The 17,159-nt window shown below is 63.8% G+C and carries 13 protein-coding genes; 7 read left to right on the forward strand and 6 right to left on the reverse strand.

Annotated elements, in window-relative coordinates; all coding sequences use genetic code 11:
• Positions 1-30: 30 nt before the first annotated feature.
• The 5 genes from ACTCB7_RS06450 to ACTCB7_RS06470 all read left to right on the forward strand — a co-directional run bounded on the left by ACTCB7_RS06450 (position 31) and on the right by ACTCB7_RS06470 (position 7,083).
• Positions 31-1,335, forward strand: coding sequence for a LysM peptidoglycan-binding domain-containing protein (locus tag ACTCB7_RS06450; protein ID WP_463006009.1), 1,305 nt, complete (start codon positions 31-33; stop codon positions 1,333-1,335).
• A gap of 132 nt (positions 1,336-1,467) precedes the next feature.
• Entirely contained in the window at positions 1,468-3,300 is a 1,833-nt protein-coding gene (locus ACTCB7_RS06455; protein WP_463006010.1) for an extracellular solute-binding protein, read from the forward strand.
• A gap of 6 nt (positions 3,301-3,306) precedes the next feature.
• Positions 3,307-4,386: a microcin C ABC transporter permease YejB gene (locus tag ACTCB7_RS06460; protein WP_463006011.1), complete on the forward strand. Its 1,080-nt coding sequence runs from the start codon at positions 3,307-3,309 to the stop codon at positions 4,384-4,386.
• Positions 4,386-5,516, forward strand: coding sequence for an ABC transporter permease (locus ACTCB7_RS06465; protein ID WP_463006012.1), 1,131 nt, complete (start codon positions 4,386-4,388; stop codon positions 5,514-5,516). The genes ACTCB7_RS06460 and ACTCB7_RS06465 overlap by 1 nt, the downstream gene beginning before the upstream one ends.
• Entirely contained in the window at positions 5,506-7,083 is a 1,578-nt protein-coding gene (locus ACTCB7_RS06470) for an ABC transporter ATP-binding protein (RefSeq protein ID WP_463006013.1), read from the forward strand. The genes ACTCB7_RS06465 and ACTCB7_RS06470 overlap by 11 nt, the downstream gene beginning before the upstream one ends.
• 41 nt (positions 7,084-7,124) lie before the next feature.
• On the opposite strand, the gene ACTCB7_RS06475 is transcribed toward ACTCB7_RS06470, so the two are convergent.
• Both ACTCB7_RS06475 and ACTCB7_RS06480 read right to left on the reverse strand, forming a co-directional pair.
• The gene (locus ACTCB7_RS06475) at positions 7,125-7,832 is read right to left on the reverse strand and encodes a pseudouridine synthase (protein ID WP_463006014.1); all 708 of its coding nucleotides are present in this window, start codon (positions 7,830-7,832) and stop codon (positions 7,125-7,127) included.
• Positions 7,832-8,635 carry an amidohydrolase gene (locus ACTCB7_RS06480; protein ID WP_163648590.1) on the reverse strand — a complete coding sequence of 268 codons (804 nt, stop codon included), beginning with the start codon at positions 8,633-8,635 and terminating at the stop codon, positions 7,832-7,834. Before ACTCB7_RS06480 ends, ACTCB7_RS06475 begins: the two co-directional genes overlap by 1 nt.
• A gap of 139 nt (positions 8,636-8,774) precedes the next feature.
• Between ACTCB7_RS06480 and rarD the strand changes: the two genes are divergently transcribed.
• Positions 8,775-9,683 (forward strand): EamA family transporter RarD, encoded by a 909-nt coding sequence (gene rarD / locus ACTCB7_RS06485; protein WP_163648589.1) that lies wholly within the window; start codon positions 8,775-8,777, stop codon positions 9,681-9,683.
• Between the two features lie 57 nt (positions 9,684-9,740).
• Here rarD and ACTCB7_RS06490 read toward each other — a convergent pair whose 3' ends face one another.
• The 3 genes from ACTCB7_RS06490 to aptA all read right to left on the reverse strand — a co-directional run bounded on the left by ACTCB7_RS06490 (position 9,741) and on the right by aptA (position 13,991).
• Positions 9,741-10,757 carry a hypothetical protein gene (locus tag ACTCB7_RS06490; RefSeq protein WP_163648588.1) on the reverse strand — a complete coding sequence of 339 codons (1,017 nt, stop codon included), beginning with the start codon at positions 10,755-10,757 and terminating at the stop codon, positions 9,741-9,743.
• 183 nt (positions 10,758-10,940) lie between these two features.
• Positions 10,941-12,533, reverse strand: a complete 1,593-nt coding sequence (locus ACTCB7_RS06495) for a methyl-accepting chemotaxis protein (protein WP_163648587.1) — start codon at positions 12,531-12,533, stop codon at positions 10,941-10,943.
• Between the two features lie 102 nt (positions 12,534-12,635).
• A complete protein-coding gene (gene aptA / locus ACTCB7_RS06500; RefSeq protein WP_463006015.1) occupies positions 12,636-13,991 on the reverse strand; it encodes an omega-aminotransferase AptA in 1,356 nt (451 codons plus the stop codon).
• A 250-nt stretch (positions 13,992-14,241) separates the two neighbouring features.
• Between aptA and ACTCB7_RS06505 the strand changes: the two genes are divergently transcribed.
• A complete protein-coding gene (locus ACTCB7_RS06505; protein WP_163648586.1) occupies positions 14,242-15,981 on the forward strand; it encodes a SulP family inorganic anion transporter in 1,740 nt (579 codons plus the stop codon).
• Positions 15,982-16,020: 39 nt separating this feature from the next.
• Here ACTCB7_RS06505 and ACTCB7_RS06510 read toward each other — a convergent pair whose 3' ends face one another.
• Positions 16,021-17,145 (reverse strand): ABC transporter ATP-binding protein, encoded by a 1,125-nt coding sequence (locus ACTCB7_RS06510; protein WP_163648585.1) that lies wholly within the window; start codon positions 17,143-17,145, stop codon positions 16,021-16,023.
• Positions 17,146-17,159 lie beyond the last annotated feature (14 nt).

Here is a 17,159-nt window from a genome sequence, read left to right on the forward strand (position 1 = left end):
TCATTTTCGCGCCCACAAGGCTTCAATGACATGATCAACCGACCCCTGCCCCGCCGCGGCCGATGCCTGGCGGGCGGTCTGCTCCTGACTCTGACGTCACTGGCCGGCAGCGTGCACGCTGCTGCCACGACACCCGAGTCACCCGATTCATTCTGGGATGCACTGATCCTGCAGCCCGCGCCCCTGCAGGATGTCTGGCAGCAGCTGCGCCAGGGCTTTCAATGGTCCTTCGACGCCCGTGAGCCGCGGGTCCAGCGCTGGATCGACTACTACCAGAGCCGCCCCCGGGGCGTGGCGAGGATCGCCGAACGGGCCCGCCCCTGGTTGTACTGGATCACCCAGGAAGTCGAACAACGCGGCATGCCCGCCGAAATCGCGCTGCTGCCGTTCATCGAGAGCGCCTACAAACCCACGGCCAAGCACCCCGGTGGGGCTACCGGACTGTGGCAATTGATGCCGGGTACCAGCGATGCGCTGGGGGTACGCCGCGACTGGTGGTACGACGGACGTGTCGACGTGATCCGCTCGACCAAGGCGGCGCTCGACTATCTGCAGCAACAGGCCGACCAGTGGTATGACGGCGACTTCGAACTGGCGCTGGCCGCCTACAATGCCGGCGCCGGCACCGTGAATCAGGCAATTCGCCGAGCCCGAGCAAATGGCGGGAGCGGCGACTACTGGAGCCTGCACCTGCCGCGGCAGACCATGAACTATGTGCCGAAGTTGCTGGCCTTGTCCCGGATCATTGCCGCTCCCCACCAATACGGGATCGAGCTGCCGTCGATTCCCGATCGGCCGGCCTTTGCCAGAGTCAGGATTCCCGGCCAGATCGACCTGAGCCGGGCCGCGAAACTGGCCGGCATCGCACCGGTTCAACTGCGCCGCCTGAACCCGGGGCTGCTGCAGAACATGACGTTGCCGTCCCGGTCGCCGGCCCTGCTGGTGCCGGCGAAGGACCACGACAGGTTCGTGGCAGCGCTATCAAGGCAGCCTGATGACGCACTGGCTCGCTGGCAGCGCTATCAGGTTCGCCGTGGCGATACGCTTTCCGCGATTGCCTCGCGCAAGGACGTGCCCATCAGCGTTCTGCGCCGAGAGAACGGCCTGCAGGGTGACATGATCCGTATCGGTCAGGTCCTGAGAGTGCCCCTCGAGCGCACGGTGGCGGATGCCGACACGGGTGAACGAATGGTGGTCAAGGTCCGTCCCGGCGACAGTCTGAGCCGAATCGCCGCCCGGCATGATGTCAGCGCCGCGGATATCGCCCACTGGAACGGGCTGGATCCGTCGGCTTATTTACATCCCGGGCAGCGGCTGACACTGTATTCACACTGACCGCCCGGGCCGCACCGGGGAGCCGCCGGGAACCTCCTCCGCCCGGCGGGGTCGAGAAGACTCCCCGGGCTCGTCGACGACCGGCTGGCGTGGGGCACTGCGAGTGAATGCGTGACCAGAAGGAAACCATCCATGCTACGAAGCGCCCTGGCGGCGTTGCTTGCCGTTTCGCTGTTGACCCCCGCCTCCTTCTCCCTTGCGGCCGAGGCCGTTGACGTTCCTACGGTGGCAGGGCTATCCCTGTATGATCAGCCGGCACTGAAGCCCGGTTTTACCCACTTCCCCTACACCAACCCCGATGCGCCGCAAGGCGGGGAGCTGGTACGTGCAGCGATCGGCAGCTTCGACTCCACCAACCCTTTCATCGTCAAGGGAACGCCGGCCAGTGGCCTGATGGCGGTCTATGACACCCTGATGGTCAGCAACCCCGACGAGCCCTTCTCGATGTACGGCCTGCTGGCTTCCGGCGTGCGACTTGATCCCGACCGGCGCTGGATGGAATTCGACATCAATCCGAAGGCCCGTTTTCATGATGGGTCGCCGGTCACGGCCGAGGATGTGGTGTTCAGCTTTCGGCTGCTGCGGGACGAGGGGCAGCCCTTCTATGCGGCCTATTATGCGGATGTCACCTCGGCTCAGGCGTTGGATGACCACACCGTGCGGTTTGACTTTGCCGAGGACAACTCGCGTGAATTGCCGCTGATTCTCGGCCAGCTGCCCGTGCTGCCCAAGCACTACTGGGCGAAGCGGGATTTCACCCGCCCCACCCTGGACAAGCCGATGGGTTCCGGCCCCTACCGGATCGCTAGCGTCGAGCCCGGTCAGCGCATCGTCTTCGAACGGGTCGATGATTACTGGGGGCGCAACCTGGCGGTCAACCAGGGGCGTCACAATATCGACCGGCTGGTATTTGACTATTACCGGGATCAGACCGTAGCCCTGGAGGCCTTCAAGGCGGGCAATCTCGACCTGCGCATCGAGTCCAGTGCCAGCAACTGGGCGACGGCCTATGACTTTCCGGCCGCCAATCAGGGCTTCGTCAAGAAACTGCTGGTGCCGGACGGCCAGCCGGCGGGCATGCAGGCCTATGTGATGAACCTGAGGCGCAAGAAGTTCCAGGACTCTCGAGTCCGTGAGGCTCTGAATCTGGCGTTCTATTTTCCCTGGCTCAACGACAACCTGTTCTATGGCGCCTACAAGCGCACGCACAGTTATTTCGAAAACTCGCCGATGGCGGCCGAGGGCAAGCCCGGGCCGGGCGAGCTGGCGTTGCTCGAACCCTACCGTGACCAGTTGCCCGAGCCGGTATTCAACAAGCCGCTGCCCATCGAGGAACCACAGGATCTGCGCCCCCGGCTGCGCAAGGCGCTGGGCCTGATGCGTGATGCCGGCTACGAGATCCAGAACGGTCAAATGGTGGACCGGGAAACCGGCAACCCCTTTACCCTCCAGGTTCTACTTTATGACACCCAGTTCGAGCGCATCGTCCAGCCACTGCTCAAGAACCTCAAGCGCATCGGCATTCAGGGCAAGATCCGTACCGTCGACGTCAATCAGTACCTGAACCGGTTGCGCGGCTTCGACTACGACATGGTCATCGCCACCTTCCCGCAGTCGATCAACCCCGGCAACGAGCAGCGCGAGTACTGGACGTCGGCGTATGCCGATCAACCCCAGAGCCGCAACCTCATCGGCCTGAAGAATCCGGCGATCGATGCCCTGGTCGATGACCTGATCCGGGCCGACTCCCGTGAGGCACTGGACACGGCCGCCAGGGCCCTGGACCGCGTGCTGCGCTGGGGCTTCTACGTGATTCCTCAGTTCCATCTCGGTGCAACACGCATCGCACTGTGGGACAAGTTCGGCCATCCGCAGCCGTCTCCCGAATACGGCCTCGACCTCGATGCCTGGTGGGTTGACCCCGCCGATGGAAAGCGCATCGAAGCCCGTCAGCACGGAGGGTAGGCATCGGTGGCTGCATACATCGTCAGGCGCCTGCTGTTGATGATCCCCACCCTGCTGGGGATCATGCTGCTCAATTTCGTGATCGTCCAGGCGGCCCCGGGCGGGCCGATCGATCAGATCATTGCTCGCTACCAGGGTATGGACAGCAATGCCAGCACCCGGCTGGATGCCGGCGGCGGTGACCCCTCGGCCGGCAGCGATGCTACCTCGCGGGGCGCCCGTGGTGTGGATCCGCGCTTCATCGCCCAGCTCGAGAAGCAGTTCGGCTTCGATGAACCCGCCTACCAGCGCTTCTTCGACATGATCGTGGACTATGCGACCTTCGATCTGGGCGACAGCTTCTTTCGCGACCGGCCGGTACTGGACCTGATGCTCGAGCGATTGCCGGTCTCGATTTCGCTGGGGCTGTGGACGACGCTACTGGTCTACTTCATCTCGATTCCATTGGGTATCCGCAAGGCCCTGCATCATGGCTCGCGTTTCGATGTATGGTCGTCGGGGCTGGTCATCCTCGGTTATGCCATCCCCGGTTTCCTGTTCGCCATCCTGCTGATCGTGCTGTTTGCCGGGGGCAGCTATTTCGACCTTTTCCCGCTGCGCGGATTGACCTCGCCGGACTTCGACCAGCTCTCGCTGTGGGGCAAGGTCACCGATTACCTCTGGCACATCACCCTGCCGGTACTGGCCGCGTCGATCGGCAGCTTCGCCACGCTTACCATGCTCACCAAGAACAGCTTCCTCGACGAGGTTCACAAGCAGTATGTGCTGACGGCCAGGGCCAAGGGAGCGAGCGAGCGGCGTGTGCTCTACGGCCACGTATTTCGCAATGCGATGCTGCTGATCATCGCCGGACTGCCCTCGGCCCTGGTGGGGATCTTCTTTACCGGCTCACTGTTGATCGAGGTCATCTTCTCGCTCAACGGCCTTGGCCTGCTCGGCTTCGAGGCCGTCATGCAGCGCGACTACCCGGTCATCTTCGGCACCTTGTACCTGTACACCCTCATCGGCCTGATCCTCAAGCTGGTATCGGACTTGACCTACATGTGGGTCGATCCGCGCATCGATTTCGAGACACGGGAGTCCTGATGACCCAGAGTGCTTCGCATTCCCGACTCTCTCCCATCACGCGGCGTCGTCTGCAGGTCTTTCGGGACAATCGCCGTGCCTGGTGGTCATTCTGGTGCTTTCTGTTCCTGTTCGTTCTCAGCCTCGGCGCCGAAATGATCGCCAATGACAAGCCGATCGTCATGCGTTATCAGGGCGAGTGGTATACGCCGTTGCTGGTCGACTATCCGGAAACCGATTTCGGCGGCTTCCTGCCGACCACGGCGGATTATCGCGATCCCTTCGTGAAGGAAGAGATCGAGGCCCACGGCTGGATGCTCTGGCCGCCGATTCCCTTCCGCTACGACACACTGGACCAGGCGCTCAATCACCCTGCCCCATCACCACCCGATGGGCGGCACTGGCTGGGCACCGACGACCAGGGGCGCGATGTACTGGCCCGTGTGATCTACGGATTTCGTCTGTCGGTCCTGTTCGCGCTGGCCCTGACGATCGGTTCGCTGATGCTGGGCGTGGTGTTCGGCGGCATTCAGGGCTACTTCGGTGGCAAGGTCGACCTGATCGGCCAGCGGTTGTCGGAAATCTGGTCCGGCCTGCCGGTGCTGTTCCTGTTGATCATTCTGGCCAGTCTGGTCGAGCCCAACATCTGGTGGCTGCTGGGCATCATGCTGCTCTTTTCATGGCTGGGACTGGTGGACATCGTACGCGCCGAATTCCTGCGTGCACGCAATCTGGAATATGTGCGTGCGGCGCGTGCCATGGGGCTCCCCGCTCATCTGATCATGTGGCGGCACGTGCTGCCCAATGCCATGGTCGCTACCCTGACCTTCATTCCCTTCCTGTTCACGGGGGCCATCACCACGCTCACGGCGCTGGATTTTCTCGGCTTCGGCCTGCCGCCGGGATCCCCCTCGCTGGGCGAGCTGGTGGCTCAGGGCAAGAACAATCTGCAGGCACCCTGGCTGGGCATCACGGCCTTCGTCAGCCTCAGTCTCATGCTGTCGCTGCTGGTCTTTATCGGCGAAGGACTGCGCGATGCCTTTGATCCTCGGCATATCCAGAAAGCGGCCAGTGGGCCTGTGGTCGCACGTCAGCCGGTGAGTGAAGCGGATGATCTTTCCCTGCCACAGGAGTCCACCGATGAACGCTGAACCGGTACTGCAGCTCGACGAGGTCTCCATCGCCTTCAGTGGAACCACCGTGGTTGATCGCCTCTCCCTGGAGGTCGGCGCCGGCGAGACCCTGGCGCTGGTCGGCGAATCCGGCTCGGGAAAATCCGTCAGTGCACTGGGCGCCATGGGACTGTTGCCGGCCAATGCCCGGGTCGACGGTCGCTGCCGGCTCGAGGGGCGTGACCTGTCTTCCCTGAGTCCGCGCGAGTGGCAGCGCGTCAGGGGGAATCAGGTCGGTTTCATCTTCCAGGAACCGATGACCTCCCTCAACCCGCTGCATACCATCGGCAAGCAGCTTGGCGAGACACTTCGGCTTCACCAGGGCTTGCGGGGGCGCGAGGCCCGGGCTCGCGCGCGGGAGTTGCTGGCTCAGGTCCACCTGCCGCGGATCGAGGAGCTGCTCGACGCCTGGCCGCATCAATTGTCCGGCGGGCAACGCCAACGGGTGATGATTGCCATGGCCATCGCCAACCGCCCTCGCCTGCTGATTGCCGACGAACCCACGACGGCGCTTGACGTGACCGTCCAGCAAGAAATTCTGCAACTGCTCGGCGAGCTGAAGACGCGGCACGGCATGGGGGTGCTGTTCATCACCCACGACCTCAATCTTGTCCGCCGCCATGCGGATCGGGTCTGTGTCCTCTATCAGGGCCGCGTGCAGGAAACCGGCGCCGTCAGCCAGGTCTTCGATGCCCCCCACAGCGCCTATACCCGAACCCTGCTGGCCGCCGAGCCCGAGGGACGGCCGACGTCCCACCCGATGTCGGAAACCCTGCTGGAAGCACATCGGCTATCGGTTACCTTCCGCCGACCGAAACGGTTGTTTTCCCGGCGTCCGCCGGGCTTTGCGGCCGTCAAGCCACTGGATCTGTCGCTGGCTCGCGGTGAGACGCTGGGTGTCGTCGGGGAATCCGGCTCCGGAAAGACCACTCTGGCCATGGCCTTGCTGCGGCTGGTCGAAAGTGAAGGCCGAATAACCCTCGGCGACACACGACTGGATGAGCTGAGCGGTGGCGACCTTCGCCGCCAGCGCCGTCGTGCTCAGATCGTCTTTCAGGACCCCTACGGGGCGCTGTCTCCCCGCATGCCGGTTGCCGATATCATCAGCGAGGGGCTGCGCTACCATCACCCGGAACTGGGCAACGACACGGTGACGGAGCGTGTCCTGTCGACGTTGCGAGAAGTTGGACTCCCACAGGAAGTAGCCGCCCGCTATCCGCACGAGTTTTCCGGCGGTCAGCGCCAGCGGATTGCCGTGGCCCGAGCCATCATTCTGGAACCCGAGCTTCTGGTGCTCGATGAACCCACGTCGGCGCTTGACCGTACCGTCCAGAAGCAGCTGATTCGTTTACTTCGCGACTTGCAGGAACGACGTGGGCTGAGCTACTTGTTCATCAGCCACGATTTAGCAGTGGTACGCGCCATGGCTCACCGCATTATCGTGATGAAGGACGGTGATATTGTGGAGCAAGGACGTTGCGAGGATGTCCTTCATTCCCCTGCAGCAACCTATACACAATCCTTGCTTGCAGCCTCTTTTTTATAAATTAGATTTGAGGTTCAAGAATAAAGATAACGGTATAAAAATCATTCCAGGAAGAATGCCACCTCATCAGGGCGCAGATGACGACACTCGCCGGGAGCCAGGTCCGGGTCAAGGGCCAGCGGGCCGATGGATGTCCGATGCAGCGCCTCTACCCGGTTGCCCAGTGCCGCCACCATTCGCCGAACCTGATGATACCGCCCCTCGGTGACAGTCACTCTGGCCCGAGCGGGCGACAGCCACTCAAACTCAGCCGGCTGGGTCGGCCGTTCCTCGCCGTCCAGCTGGATGCCCTCGGCAAAGCGACGCCGGGCGGCATCCGCGTCCTTGGCTTGCAGGGGCGAAGCCAGCGTCACTTCATAGACTTTCGGACAGGCCTTGCGGGGAGATGTCACCCGGTGAGACCACTTGCCATCGTCGGTCAGCAGCAGGATCCCGGTCGTGTCGACGTCCAGTCGGCCGACTGGGTGAAGGCGCCCGACATTGGGCAGATCGATCAGCTCCAGCACGGTCGGATACTGGTCCGGGCGCGTCGTGCACTCCACCCCCAGCGGCTTGTAGAGCATGAGGTAACGATTGCCACTCAGGACCAGCGACTCGTCCAGCCAGCGAACGTCGTGCCCCTCCCCTACCTGAGTGGCCGGGTTCTTGATCACCACCCCATCAACCGTCACCTCGCCACGGTGCAGCGCTTTCTTGGCCAGACTTCGCGTGAGGTCCGTGGTATCACACAGGAACTTGTCGAGACGCATTACCTCTCCAGTTGAAAACGATCGGCATCCATCCAGGCGGGAAACTTGTCACGGAACTGTGACAGCGCTTCCCGCTCCAGGGAGCCGGTACGAATGAAGGGCTGGTCGCGCGCTTCGTCGATCAGCGGGTCGCCCTTGAAGTCGACCAGCATCGAGTCGCCGGCGTAGGCCAGCCCCTTGGCATCTTCACCGACGCGATTGACCCCGATGACATAGCACAGATTCTCGATCGCTCGAGCCTGCAGCAGGGTCCGCCAGGGGCCGCGCCGGGGAGCGGGCCAGTTGGCCACACAAAGCAGCGCATCATACTCGAAGTGCTCGTCCTGCGCAGGCTGTTGACGCAACCACACCGGAAATCGCAGGTCATAGCAGACCGTCAGCAGGATACGAAAGCCCTTGAGCTCGACGACCGCACGATTCAGGCCCATGCCGTATCGCTCGTGCTCGCCGGCCATGCGGAACAGATGACGTTTGTCGTAGTGCACCACCTCGCCGTCCGGCGTCGCCCAGATCAGGCGATTGTAGTAGTCGCCGGCTTCGGTGACGGCCACACTGCCGGTCACCACGCAGCCACGCCGCCGGGCCTGTTCCCGCATCCAGGCAACGCTCCGGCTGCTGGCCATGGGTTCGGCCATCTCCCGCGAGTTCATGGTGAACCCGGTGGCAAACATCTCCGGCAGCACGATCAGATCGGTCGTCGTGGCGTCCAGACTGCCGAGTTGCTCATCGAGCAGGCGGCAATTCGCCTCTGGATCCTCCCAGCGGAGGTCAGCCTGGACCAGCGTCGTTCGAAGGTTGCTCATGGAAACCTCTTGTTGAGAACAGGGGGTCAAGCCCGTGAACGCGTCGCGAAGCATCCGGCCATGCTAACATTAGCGCTCGCCGACGTGAGGATTCGTCCGGCGAGTCATTGACTTCACGCTCGACAGGACAAGGATCACCATGACACCGGCCATGCCCTCCGACAAGGATGCGACCCACGGCGTTCTCTTTGGACTTGGCGCCTATCTGATGTGGGGCTGCTTTCCCCTGTTCTTTGCGCTGTTCAAGGACACGCCGGCCTGGGAAATCCTGATCCACCGCGTGCTCTGGTCCTGTGTCTTTCTCGCGGGGCTCGTCATTCTGCTACGCCGCTGGCAACCGGTCATCGAGGCACTGGCGCGCCCGCAACGGCTGGGGCGCGTACTGGCCTGCGCTCTGTTGATCGGACTCAACTGGGGAATTTACATCTACGCGGTGGAAACCCATCACGTTCTCCAGGCCAGCCTGGGCTACTTCCTGACCCCCCTGGTCAACGTGGCATTGGGCATGCTGGTACTGAAGGAACGCATGTCACGCTGGCAGGCACTGGCGGTGGGACTGGCGGCAATAGCCATCGCCGTTCAACTGATTGTGCTGGGCAAGCTGCCCTGGATCACACTGGCACTGGCGTTGTCCTTCGGCACCTATGGCCTGCTGCGCAAGCAGGTGCCTCTGGACGGACTCTCGGGCTTGTTCGTCGAAACCCTGCTGCTGCTTCCGCTTGCCCTGCTGGCACTGGGCTGGCTGAGCGCCGAAGGCGCCTCGCATTTCCTGCAGGGCGACCCTCGGACCACGCTGCTGCTGATCGCCAGCGGCGTCTTCACCGCCCTGCCGTTGATGGCCTTCGCGGGTGCCGCGCGCCGCCTGCGGCTGGCGACGCTCGGTTTTCTCATGTATCTGAACCCGACCATGCAGTTCTTCATTGCCCTGCTGGTCTTCCATGAGCCCCTGTCGCCGATCCAGCTTGCCACATTTGTGTTGATCTGGATTGGTCTGGCCGTCTACTCCTGCTCAGCCTGGCAGGGGCGCCCGCAGTCGCGAGGCGCTTGAATGCTGGCGTCCCGCTTCTCCGGGCAACGGGGCGCCGTCATCAGGGGCTACATGGCTTCATCGTGCGCCAGCTCGGGCAGAGTGGCACGGCCGGCCGGCCGGCCCCAGTCGCAGAATGACCGCCTCCAGGCAGCTCAACGTCGGGACCTGGCATTGCAACAGCGACACGCCCGTCTCCAGACCCAGCGCTTCGCGATGCATGGCCGCGGAAGGATCCTGGCCGCGCTCTTCCCACTCGTCCAGCGGCAGGTCGATGATTTCATCGATCAGCATGTGCGGCAGCAGCAGGACACAGCTGCGCACCCCTTCCGTATTGAGTGCAAAACGCCGGCCACTGTCAGTCAACCGCCAGACCGACAGGCGCAAGCGGCTGATCGAGCGCTCGAAGACCACATTCTCGCGGTCGGCTAGCCAGTTGGCGGCCAGGCGACCGTTGATGCGGCGATCGACGGTCGACGCATTGATATGGGGATAGAGAAAGCCGCTACGCTGAACCATCCAGTCGAGCGCATCATCGAGCGCCACACCAACCCGGCGGTCATAGGGCATTTCGCGGCGAGACAGGGCATTACGGACCGTGGAGAGCTTGAGCCCGCAAAGCGCGGCAATCTCGGTGATGCTGAGCCCGCGTTCCTCGGTCTCCTGCAGCGAGAACGGTAGTGTACTGGTTATTCCCGCATGCTTTTCCAGGCGTAGACGCAACGCCACGAGCCCCATCATGTGAAGCAATCGAGCAGGGTGCCCGCGCCCGGCCACGCTGCCCAGGCTATGTGCCATGGCCACGAGATGCCACAAGTCGCTGAGCCGCTCAGCCTCAAGCCCCGAAGCCTCTTCCTCCGGCTGGGCCAGCGCCCAGGCTTGCAGTTCGCATAACGTTTCGCTCATGCGCACGGCCAGCGCACTGGCGGACAGCGCGTGCGGTCCGTCCATGGACTCCGTTTCGTGGCCCAGACAGAGTCGTCGCAATGGTCCGGCCAGGTCATGGCAGGCCGTCGACAGTTCCTCCGTCAAGGCATCCACCGACAGGACATCGCCTGCTGCAGTGCCTAGCAACGACTCCTGCAGCAGACTCATGGGGCTGGGAAGGCCCTCTGACATAATTGAACTCCTGCGTACCGGCTGGTCTCTTGAGGCCAGCTTCTTTTTTTGCGCTGATTTCAGGCGCTCTTGTCATGATTAACGGCAGATCGCTCATTTTCTTTAGGGTATGAGGGCATTACTTGCGGTCGAGTTCCTGCTTGCATTTGCGGTGTCGGTTCAGGCCACCGCTTCAGGCTGATAGCCGATTCGGAACCCGCCCCAGTGGCGCCCTTTCACGAACACCGGCACGGAAAGATCGTGCATGACTTCGCCGGTATCCCGCTTGTAGGTCTGCACCAGCAACGGTGATGTATGAGCGCCGCAGCGCCGTCCGGTGGGGTCGTCAAAGATGCGTTTGCTGCGACTGAACTTGAGATCGACGTCAGGGTCTCCCGTGGGCGGCCGGCTGACATGTGTATTGTGAGTCGGCACATACCCTCTCTGGTCACAGGCAATCGCATAAGCGGCTCCCAATGATTTCAGCAAAGGCTCCTGAATATCTGGAAGGTTTTTATCCGTGAACTGATCGTAGTCCGTTGAATATTTGGTTGGTTGGGTCTTTGAGATAACGGTATAATCAGAATTGAAGAGCGTTGCTTCCGCCAACTCCCCCCGCTGAATGGCCTTCTCGAATAGAAGGCCGATACGATCCGCCGTCTGCCGGGCCAGCCGATAGACCTGCTGATGGCGCCCGCCGAGGCGCTGCTGGGCCAGTTCACCGTCCACGGCTTCCGCGGCTTCCATCAGGTCACGCGCCTGCTTGGCCAGATCATGCATGTCCCGATGCCCCTCATCGACATGATGCTCGAGCGTGCCAAGCACCTCGGCCACCCGCTCGCCATGATCGCGCGTCTGACGCATGGCGTCGGCGATATCGGTGATCTCGCTCTCGACAGTATCGAAATCCCGCGACAGGGTCGCCAGGTGGCCTCCGACGGACTCCACCTCCTTGGCCCGATCACCCACATGACGCATCAGATGGCCGATGGTCTCGACCACCTGCTCACTGCTCTCGCCGATCTCGTCGATCAGGGACTCGACCTGCCGGGTGGCATCCCGGGTACGCCGGGCCAGCTCACGAACTTCGCCGGCCACAACCGCGAATCCCCGGCCGTGCTCCCCGGCTCTAGCCGCCTCGATGGAGGCATTGAGCGACAGCAGGTTGGTCTGCTCGGCGATATCCTCGATCATGTCGGTCACGTTGCGCACGCTCTGACTCTTGTCGGCCAGCGACTCGAGCAAGGTCAGTGCCTGCCCCGAGCGCTCGGCAAGCGCCGACATTTCCTCGAGGACGCCGCCCAAAGACTCGCGATTGTGCCTATTGGCTTCCTGGGAGCTGGCCGCCTGCCCGGCCACCTGGGTTGCACTGGCGGACACTCGCTGAATGGCATCGGTAATCGCCGCCATGCGCGTTACCGCATCCTTGACGATGGTTTCCTGCTCGCCCAGGCGTTGATCGAGCCGGTCTGCATGATGAGAGACTTCCGCGGACGCGATGGCCGTGCTGGAAGCCCGCCCGACCAGACGCTGTCCCATCTGCCTGAGTGACAGGTAGTCGCGCGCTGCCCGGCTCATGCCTCGCGCGGAGAATGTCGACAGGGCCTCGGGATCGGCCCGATAGATGCGCTCCATCCTGGGGTAAAGCCCGCCGGCAAGCATGCCGAGCCCCAGGGTGGCAAGCGGCGCCCCCCACCCTGCACCGGACCACAGCGCCAAGCCACAAGCGAGGACCACGAGCCCCAGGCAAAGCAAACGACGGGCAAGCTGCATGACATTTTCCTCATGGAGAATTCATGCCCATTAACCGCCAAACCCCGAGCCAAGTGAAGTGAGCTCCCATGGTACTTTCGCATGAAGGCAGTCACACATGACTCACGTCAACACAGCCAGCGCTGTGGCCACGGCATCGAAGAGATATTCCAGTTCGGCTTCCGTGGTCGCGAACGGCGGGCCGAACTGCAGCGTATCCCCGCCATAACGCACATAGAATCCCGCTTCCCACAGGGCAAGCGCCGCGTCTCGCGGCCGGATCGTGGGGTCACCGTCACGCGGCGCCAGCTGGATCGCCCCGGCCAGACCGTAGTTGCGGATGTCGACGATATGCGGGGAGCCCTTGAGGGCATGCAGCCGGGTCTCGAAGGCCGGGGCAATCGCACGAACCTGAGCCGGAAAGTCCTCCGCCTCGAACAGGTCGAGAGCCGCCAGCCCGGCGGCACAGGCTACAGGATGCGCGCTGTAGGTATAACCATGGGGGAACTCGATGCCATGTCGCGGCCCACCGCCCTGCATGAAGGCCTCGAAGATCGCCTGCGACGCGATCACCGCCCCCATCGGCACGACACCGTTGGTCACCTGCTTGGCCACGGTCATGATGTCCGGCGTCACCCCGAAGGCCTCGGCGCCGGTCGCCGCGCCACAACGCCCGAAGGCGGTAATCACTTCATCGAAGATGAGCAGGATGTCGTGCCGATCGCAGATCGCGCGCAGTCGCTGCAGGTAGCCTTCGGGCGGCACGATCACGCCGGCGGATCCCGACATCGGCTCGACGATCACCGCGGCGATGTTCGCGGCATCGTCGAGTGCGATGTGTTCGAGCAGGGCGTCGGCCAGCTCGGCGCCGCTTTTCGCCTGGCCCCGGGTGAATGCCTGGCCGGCCTGCAGCGTGTGCGGCAGGTGCCCCATGTCGAGCAGCTGCCCGTAATGCCGCCGGTTGGCGACGATCCCGCCGGCACTGGTACCGCCGACATTGACGCCGTGATAGCCCTTGGCACGCCCGATCAAGCGGGTCTTCTCGGGCCGGCCCTTGAGCCGCCAGTAGGCGCGCGCCATCTTGAGCGCGGTATCGGCGCTTTCCGACCCGGAATTGGTAAAGAAGACATGATCCAGCCCCGCCGGGGTGATCGCGGCGATACGCTCGGCCAGCTCGAAGGCCAGCGGATGTCCCATCTGGAAGCCCGGGGCATAGTCCAGCCGCCCCAGCTGACGATTCACCGCCTGGCGAATCGCCTCCCGGTTGTGCCCCGCCCCGCAACACCACAGTCCGGACAGGGAGTCGAACACCCGGCGTCCCGCCGTGTCGATCAGGTAACGCCCGTCGGCTCCCGTGACCATGCGCGGGTGATCGCGAAAGTCCCGGTTCGCGGTAAACGGCATCCAGTACGCCTGACTCGGCCGCTCCGCCATCTGCCTCGAATCGCTCCGGCCGACACGCTCCTCGAATTGCGACATGCCACGCTCCTTTTCTGATTATTGCTTGTTCACGGACTCAGTGGACGCCGAGTTCGCTCTGCTCACTTTGGCCGGAGACAGGGCCGTCGGGCAACACGCGAACATCATCAACCTGCCAGGCGGCTTGCACCCCCCTGCGCAACTCTTCATCATTTCGGCCAAACGACGCCGAACCGGTTGCAGAGCGCCGGATGGAACGGGGTTCGTCCCGGGCGCCTCCCATTACCGCTACCTTCTCGATGTCTGCCCCATGCTCAAGCGCTATCTGCCCATTCTCAGCTGGCTGCCCCACTACCGCCGCGAGACATTCAGCCATGACCTGATCGCCGGCCTGATCGTCACGGTGATGGTGATTCCTCAATCGCTGGCCTACGCCCTGCTGGCCGGTCTACCGGCGGTCATGGGCCTGTACGCCAGCATCCTGCCGGCCATCGTCTACATGGTCTTCGGCTCCAGCCGCACCCTGGCCGTCGGCCCGGTGGCGATCATCGCCCTGATGACGGCCTCGTCACTGTCGGCGATCGCTGCCCCCGGCTCCACCGACTATGTGCAGGCCGCACTGATGCTGTCGCTGCTGTCGGGACTGATGCTGACGATCATGGGCTTTCTGCGCCTGGGCTTTTTCGCCAACTTCCTCAGCCACCCGGTCATCTCCGGCTTTCTGTCCGCCTCGGGGTTGCTGATCGCGACCAGTCAGGCCTCCCACCTGCTGGGGATCGGCGTCTCCGGCTATACCCTGCCGACCCTGCTGAGCGGTCTGTTCACCCACCTCAGCGAGTTGCATCCGCTGACCCTGGGCATCAGCGTGTTCACCCTGGCCTTCCTGCTGCTGATGCGACGCCATGGCCGCAGCAGCCTGAAACGGATCGGCATGCCCGCCAAACTCGCCGACCTGATCGCCAAGGCCGGCCCCGTCTTTGCCGTGGTGCTCACCACGGCGGCCACCTGGCTGTTCGATTGGGAAAGTGCGGGCGTGGCGGTGGTCGGCGATGTCCCCGGCGGTCTGCCGCCCTTGACCCTGCCCGGCCTCGATCCAACCCTGTGGGGCCAGCTCTGGGTGCCGGCCCTGCTGATCAGCATCGTCGGCTTCGTCGAGTCGGTGTCCATGGGCCAGATGCTCGCCGCCAAGCGCCGCGAGCGCATCCTGCCGGACCAGGAACTGCTGGGGCTCGGCACGGCCAACCTGGCATCCGCCTTTACCGGTGGCATGCCGGTCACCGGCGGACTGTCGCGCACGGTGATCAACTTCGATGCCGGCGCCCGAACGCCGGCCGCCGGCCTGATCGCGGCACTGGGCATCGGTGTGGTGACGCTGTTCTTCACGCCGTTGATCCACTTCCTGCCCATCGCCACCCTGGCGGCAACCATCACGGTCTCCATCCTGACCCTGGTGGACATCCCCGCCATGCGGCGTACCTGGCGCTACTCGCGCAGCGACTTCGCGGCCCTGCTGGCGACGCTGCTGCTGACCCTGCTCGAAGGCGTGGAGGCCGGCATCATTGCCGGGGTGGCACTGTCGATCGGCCTGTTCCTGTATCGCACCAGCCGCCCTCACAGCGCCCTGGTGGGACGCGTCCCGGGCACCGAGCACTTTCGCAACGTGGCTCGCCACGATGTCGAGAGCCATGCCCAGATAGCCCTGCTGCGCATCGACGAAAGCCTCTACTTCGCCAATGCCCGCTACCTGGAAGACACGCTCTATGCGCTGGTCGCCGAGCGGCCCGAGCTGACCGACGTGGTGCTGATCTGCTCGGCGGTCAACCTGATCGACGCCTCCGCGCTGGAGAGCCTCGAAGCCATCAACGCGCGTCTCAGGGACTCCGGCGTCACACTCCATCTGGCCGAGGTCAAGGGGCCGGTCATGGACCGGCTCAAGCACAGCGACTTCCTCGATACCCTGACCGGCCGGGTGTTCCTGAGTACCTACGGTGCCTGGAGCGAACTACGCCCGCGCCATGCGGCGCGGGCGTCGATACAGCCACTTGAGTAGAGCGTCCGGCCCGCGCATGAAGGCGCGAGCCGATGAGCATCAAGCCAGGCGCGACTCGTCCTCGGTCGAAAACAGGACCGCGCGGCTCATGTCGACACGCAGCGCAATGCGATCCCCTGCCTTGATGCGGCTCTTGGGCCCCAGGCGCACGGTTGCCTCGACACCGCTCAGGCGGACCTGCAGCAGCGTGTCCGCTCCGGTGGGCTCGACCACCGTGGTGGTGGCCTCGAAGCGCGTGCCTTCCGCCTGATCCCCGAGCCGTTCGTCCTCCTCGCTGAAGTGCTCGGGACGCAGCCCCAGGGTCACCGGGCGGCCGACCTGCGACGCCAGGGCCTCCGTCTCGCGCTCCACGGGCCAGGGAAGCACCAGCGGTGCCTGCGCGCCCTCGGTCTCCACCCGTACCCGATACTCGCCGGGCCCACCCTCGAGGGACGCCGAGAGAAAGTTCATCGCCGGCGATCCCATGAAGCCGGCGACGAACATGTCGGCTGGATCGTTGTAGACCTCGTCGGGCGTCCCCAGCTGGAGGATGTGCCCATCGCGCATGATCGCGATGCGGTCGGCCAGCGTCATCGCCTCGATCTGGTCATGGGTCACGTAGACGATGGTGGTGCCGAGACGCTGGTGCAGCTTCTTGATCTCGGTGCGCATCTCGACGCGCAGCTTGGCGTCCAGGTTGGACAGCGGTTCGTCGAACAGGTAGATCTGCGGTTCCCGCGCCAGCGCCCGGCCCATGGCGACGCGCTGGCGCTGGCCGCCGGAGAGCTGCGACGGCTTGCGATCCAGCAGCTGGGATATCTGCAGCAGGTCGGCGACCCGCTCCACCGCCTGGTCGCGCTCAGCCTTCGGCACCTTGCGCATCTCGAGACCAAAAGCGATGTTCTGGCGCACCGTCATGCTCGGATACAGGGCATAGGACTGGAAGACCATGGCGATGTCCCGCTCGGCGGGCGTCCGCCAGGTGACGTCCTCGCCCCCGATGTGAATCTCGCCGGCCGTGACCGGTTCGAGACCGGCGATGGCGTTCATCAGCGTCGACTTGCCACAGCCCGAGGGGCCCACCAGGATCAGGAACTCCCCGGAGTCGATGGCCAGCGAGATCTCCTTGAGCACCTCAGTGTCACCGAAGGTCTTGCGTACGTTGCGAATTTCCAATGCGGACATGAAATCAGTTCTCC

This window comes from Modicisalibacter sp. (assembly GCF_055145905.1).

What these genes read in the sequence shown, in the direction of transcription:
- ACTCB7_RS06450 (WP_463006009.1), top strand. Translation starts at nt 31, where the DNA reads ATGATCAACCGACCCCTGCCCCGCCGCGGCCGATGCCTGGCGGGCGGT.
- ACTCB7_RS06455 (WP_463006010.1), top strand. Translation starts at nt 1,468, where the DNA reads ATGCTACGAAGCGCCCTGGCGGCGTTGCTTGCCGTTTCGCTGTTGACC.
- ACTCB7_RS06470 (WP_463006013.1), top strand. Translation starts at nt 5,506, where the DNA reads ATGAACGCTGAACCGGTACTGCAGCTCGACGAGGTCTCCATCGCCTTC.
- ACTCB7_RS06480 (WP_163648590.1), bottom strand. Translation starts at nt 8,635, where the DNA reads ATGAGCAACCTTCGAACGACGCTGGTCCAGGCTGACCTCCGCTGGGAG.
- ACTCB7_RS06465 (WP_463006012.1), top strand. Translation starts at nt 4,386, where the DNA reads ATGACCCAGAGTGCTTCGCATTCCCGACTCTCTCCCATCACGCGGCGT.
- rarD (WP_163648589.1), top strand. Translation starts at nt 8,775, where the DNA reads ATGACACCGGCCATGCCCTCCGACAAGGATGCGACCCACGGCGTTCTC.
- ACTCB7_RS06475 (WP_463006014.1), bottom strand. Translation starts at nt 7,832, where the DNA reads ATGCGTCTCGACAAGTTCCTGTGTGATACCACGGACCTCACGCGAAGT.
- ACTCB7_RS06510 (WP_163648585.1), bottom strand. Translation starts at nt 17,145, where the DNA reads ATGTCCGCATTGGAAATTCGCAACGTACGCAAGACCTTCGGTGACACT.
- aptA (WP_463006015.1), bottom strand. Translation starts at nt 13,991, where the DNA reads ATGTCGCAATTCGAGGAGCGTGTCGGCCGGAGCGATTCGAGGCAGATG.
- ACTCB7_RS06490 (WP_163648588.1), bottom strand. Translation starts at nt 10,757, where the DNA reads ATGAGTCTGCTGCAGGAGTCGTTGCTAGGCACTGCAGCAGGCGATGTC.
- ACTCB7_RS06505 (WP_163648586.1), top strand. Translation starts at nt 14,242, where the DNA reads ATGCTCAAGCGCTATCTGCCCATTCTCAGCTGGCTGCCCCACTACCGC.
- ACTCB7_RS06495 (WP_163648587.1), bottom strand. Translation starts at nt 12,533, where the DNA reads ATGCAGCTTGCCCGTCGTTTGCTTTGCCTGGGGCTCGTGGTCCTCGCT.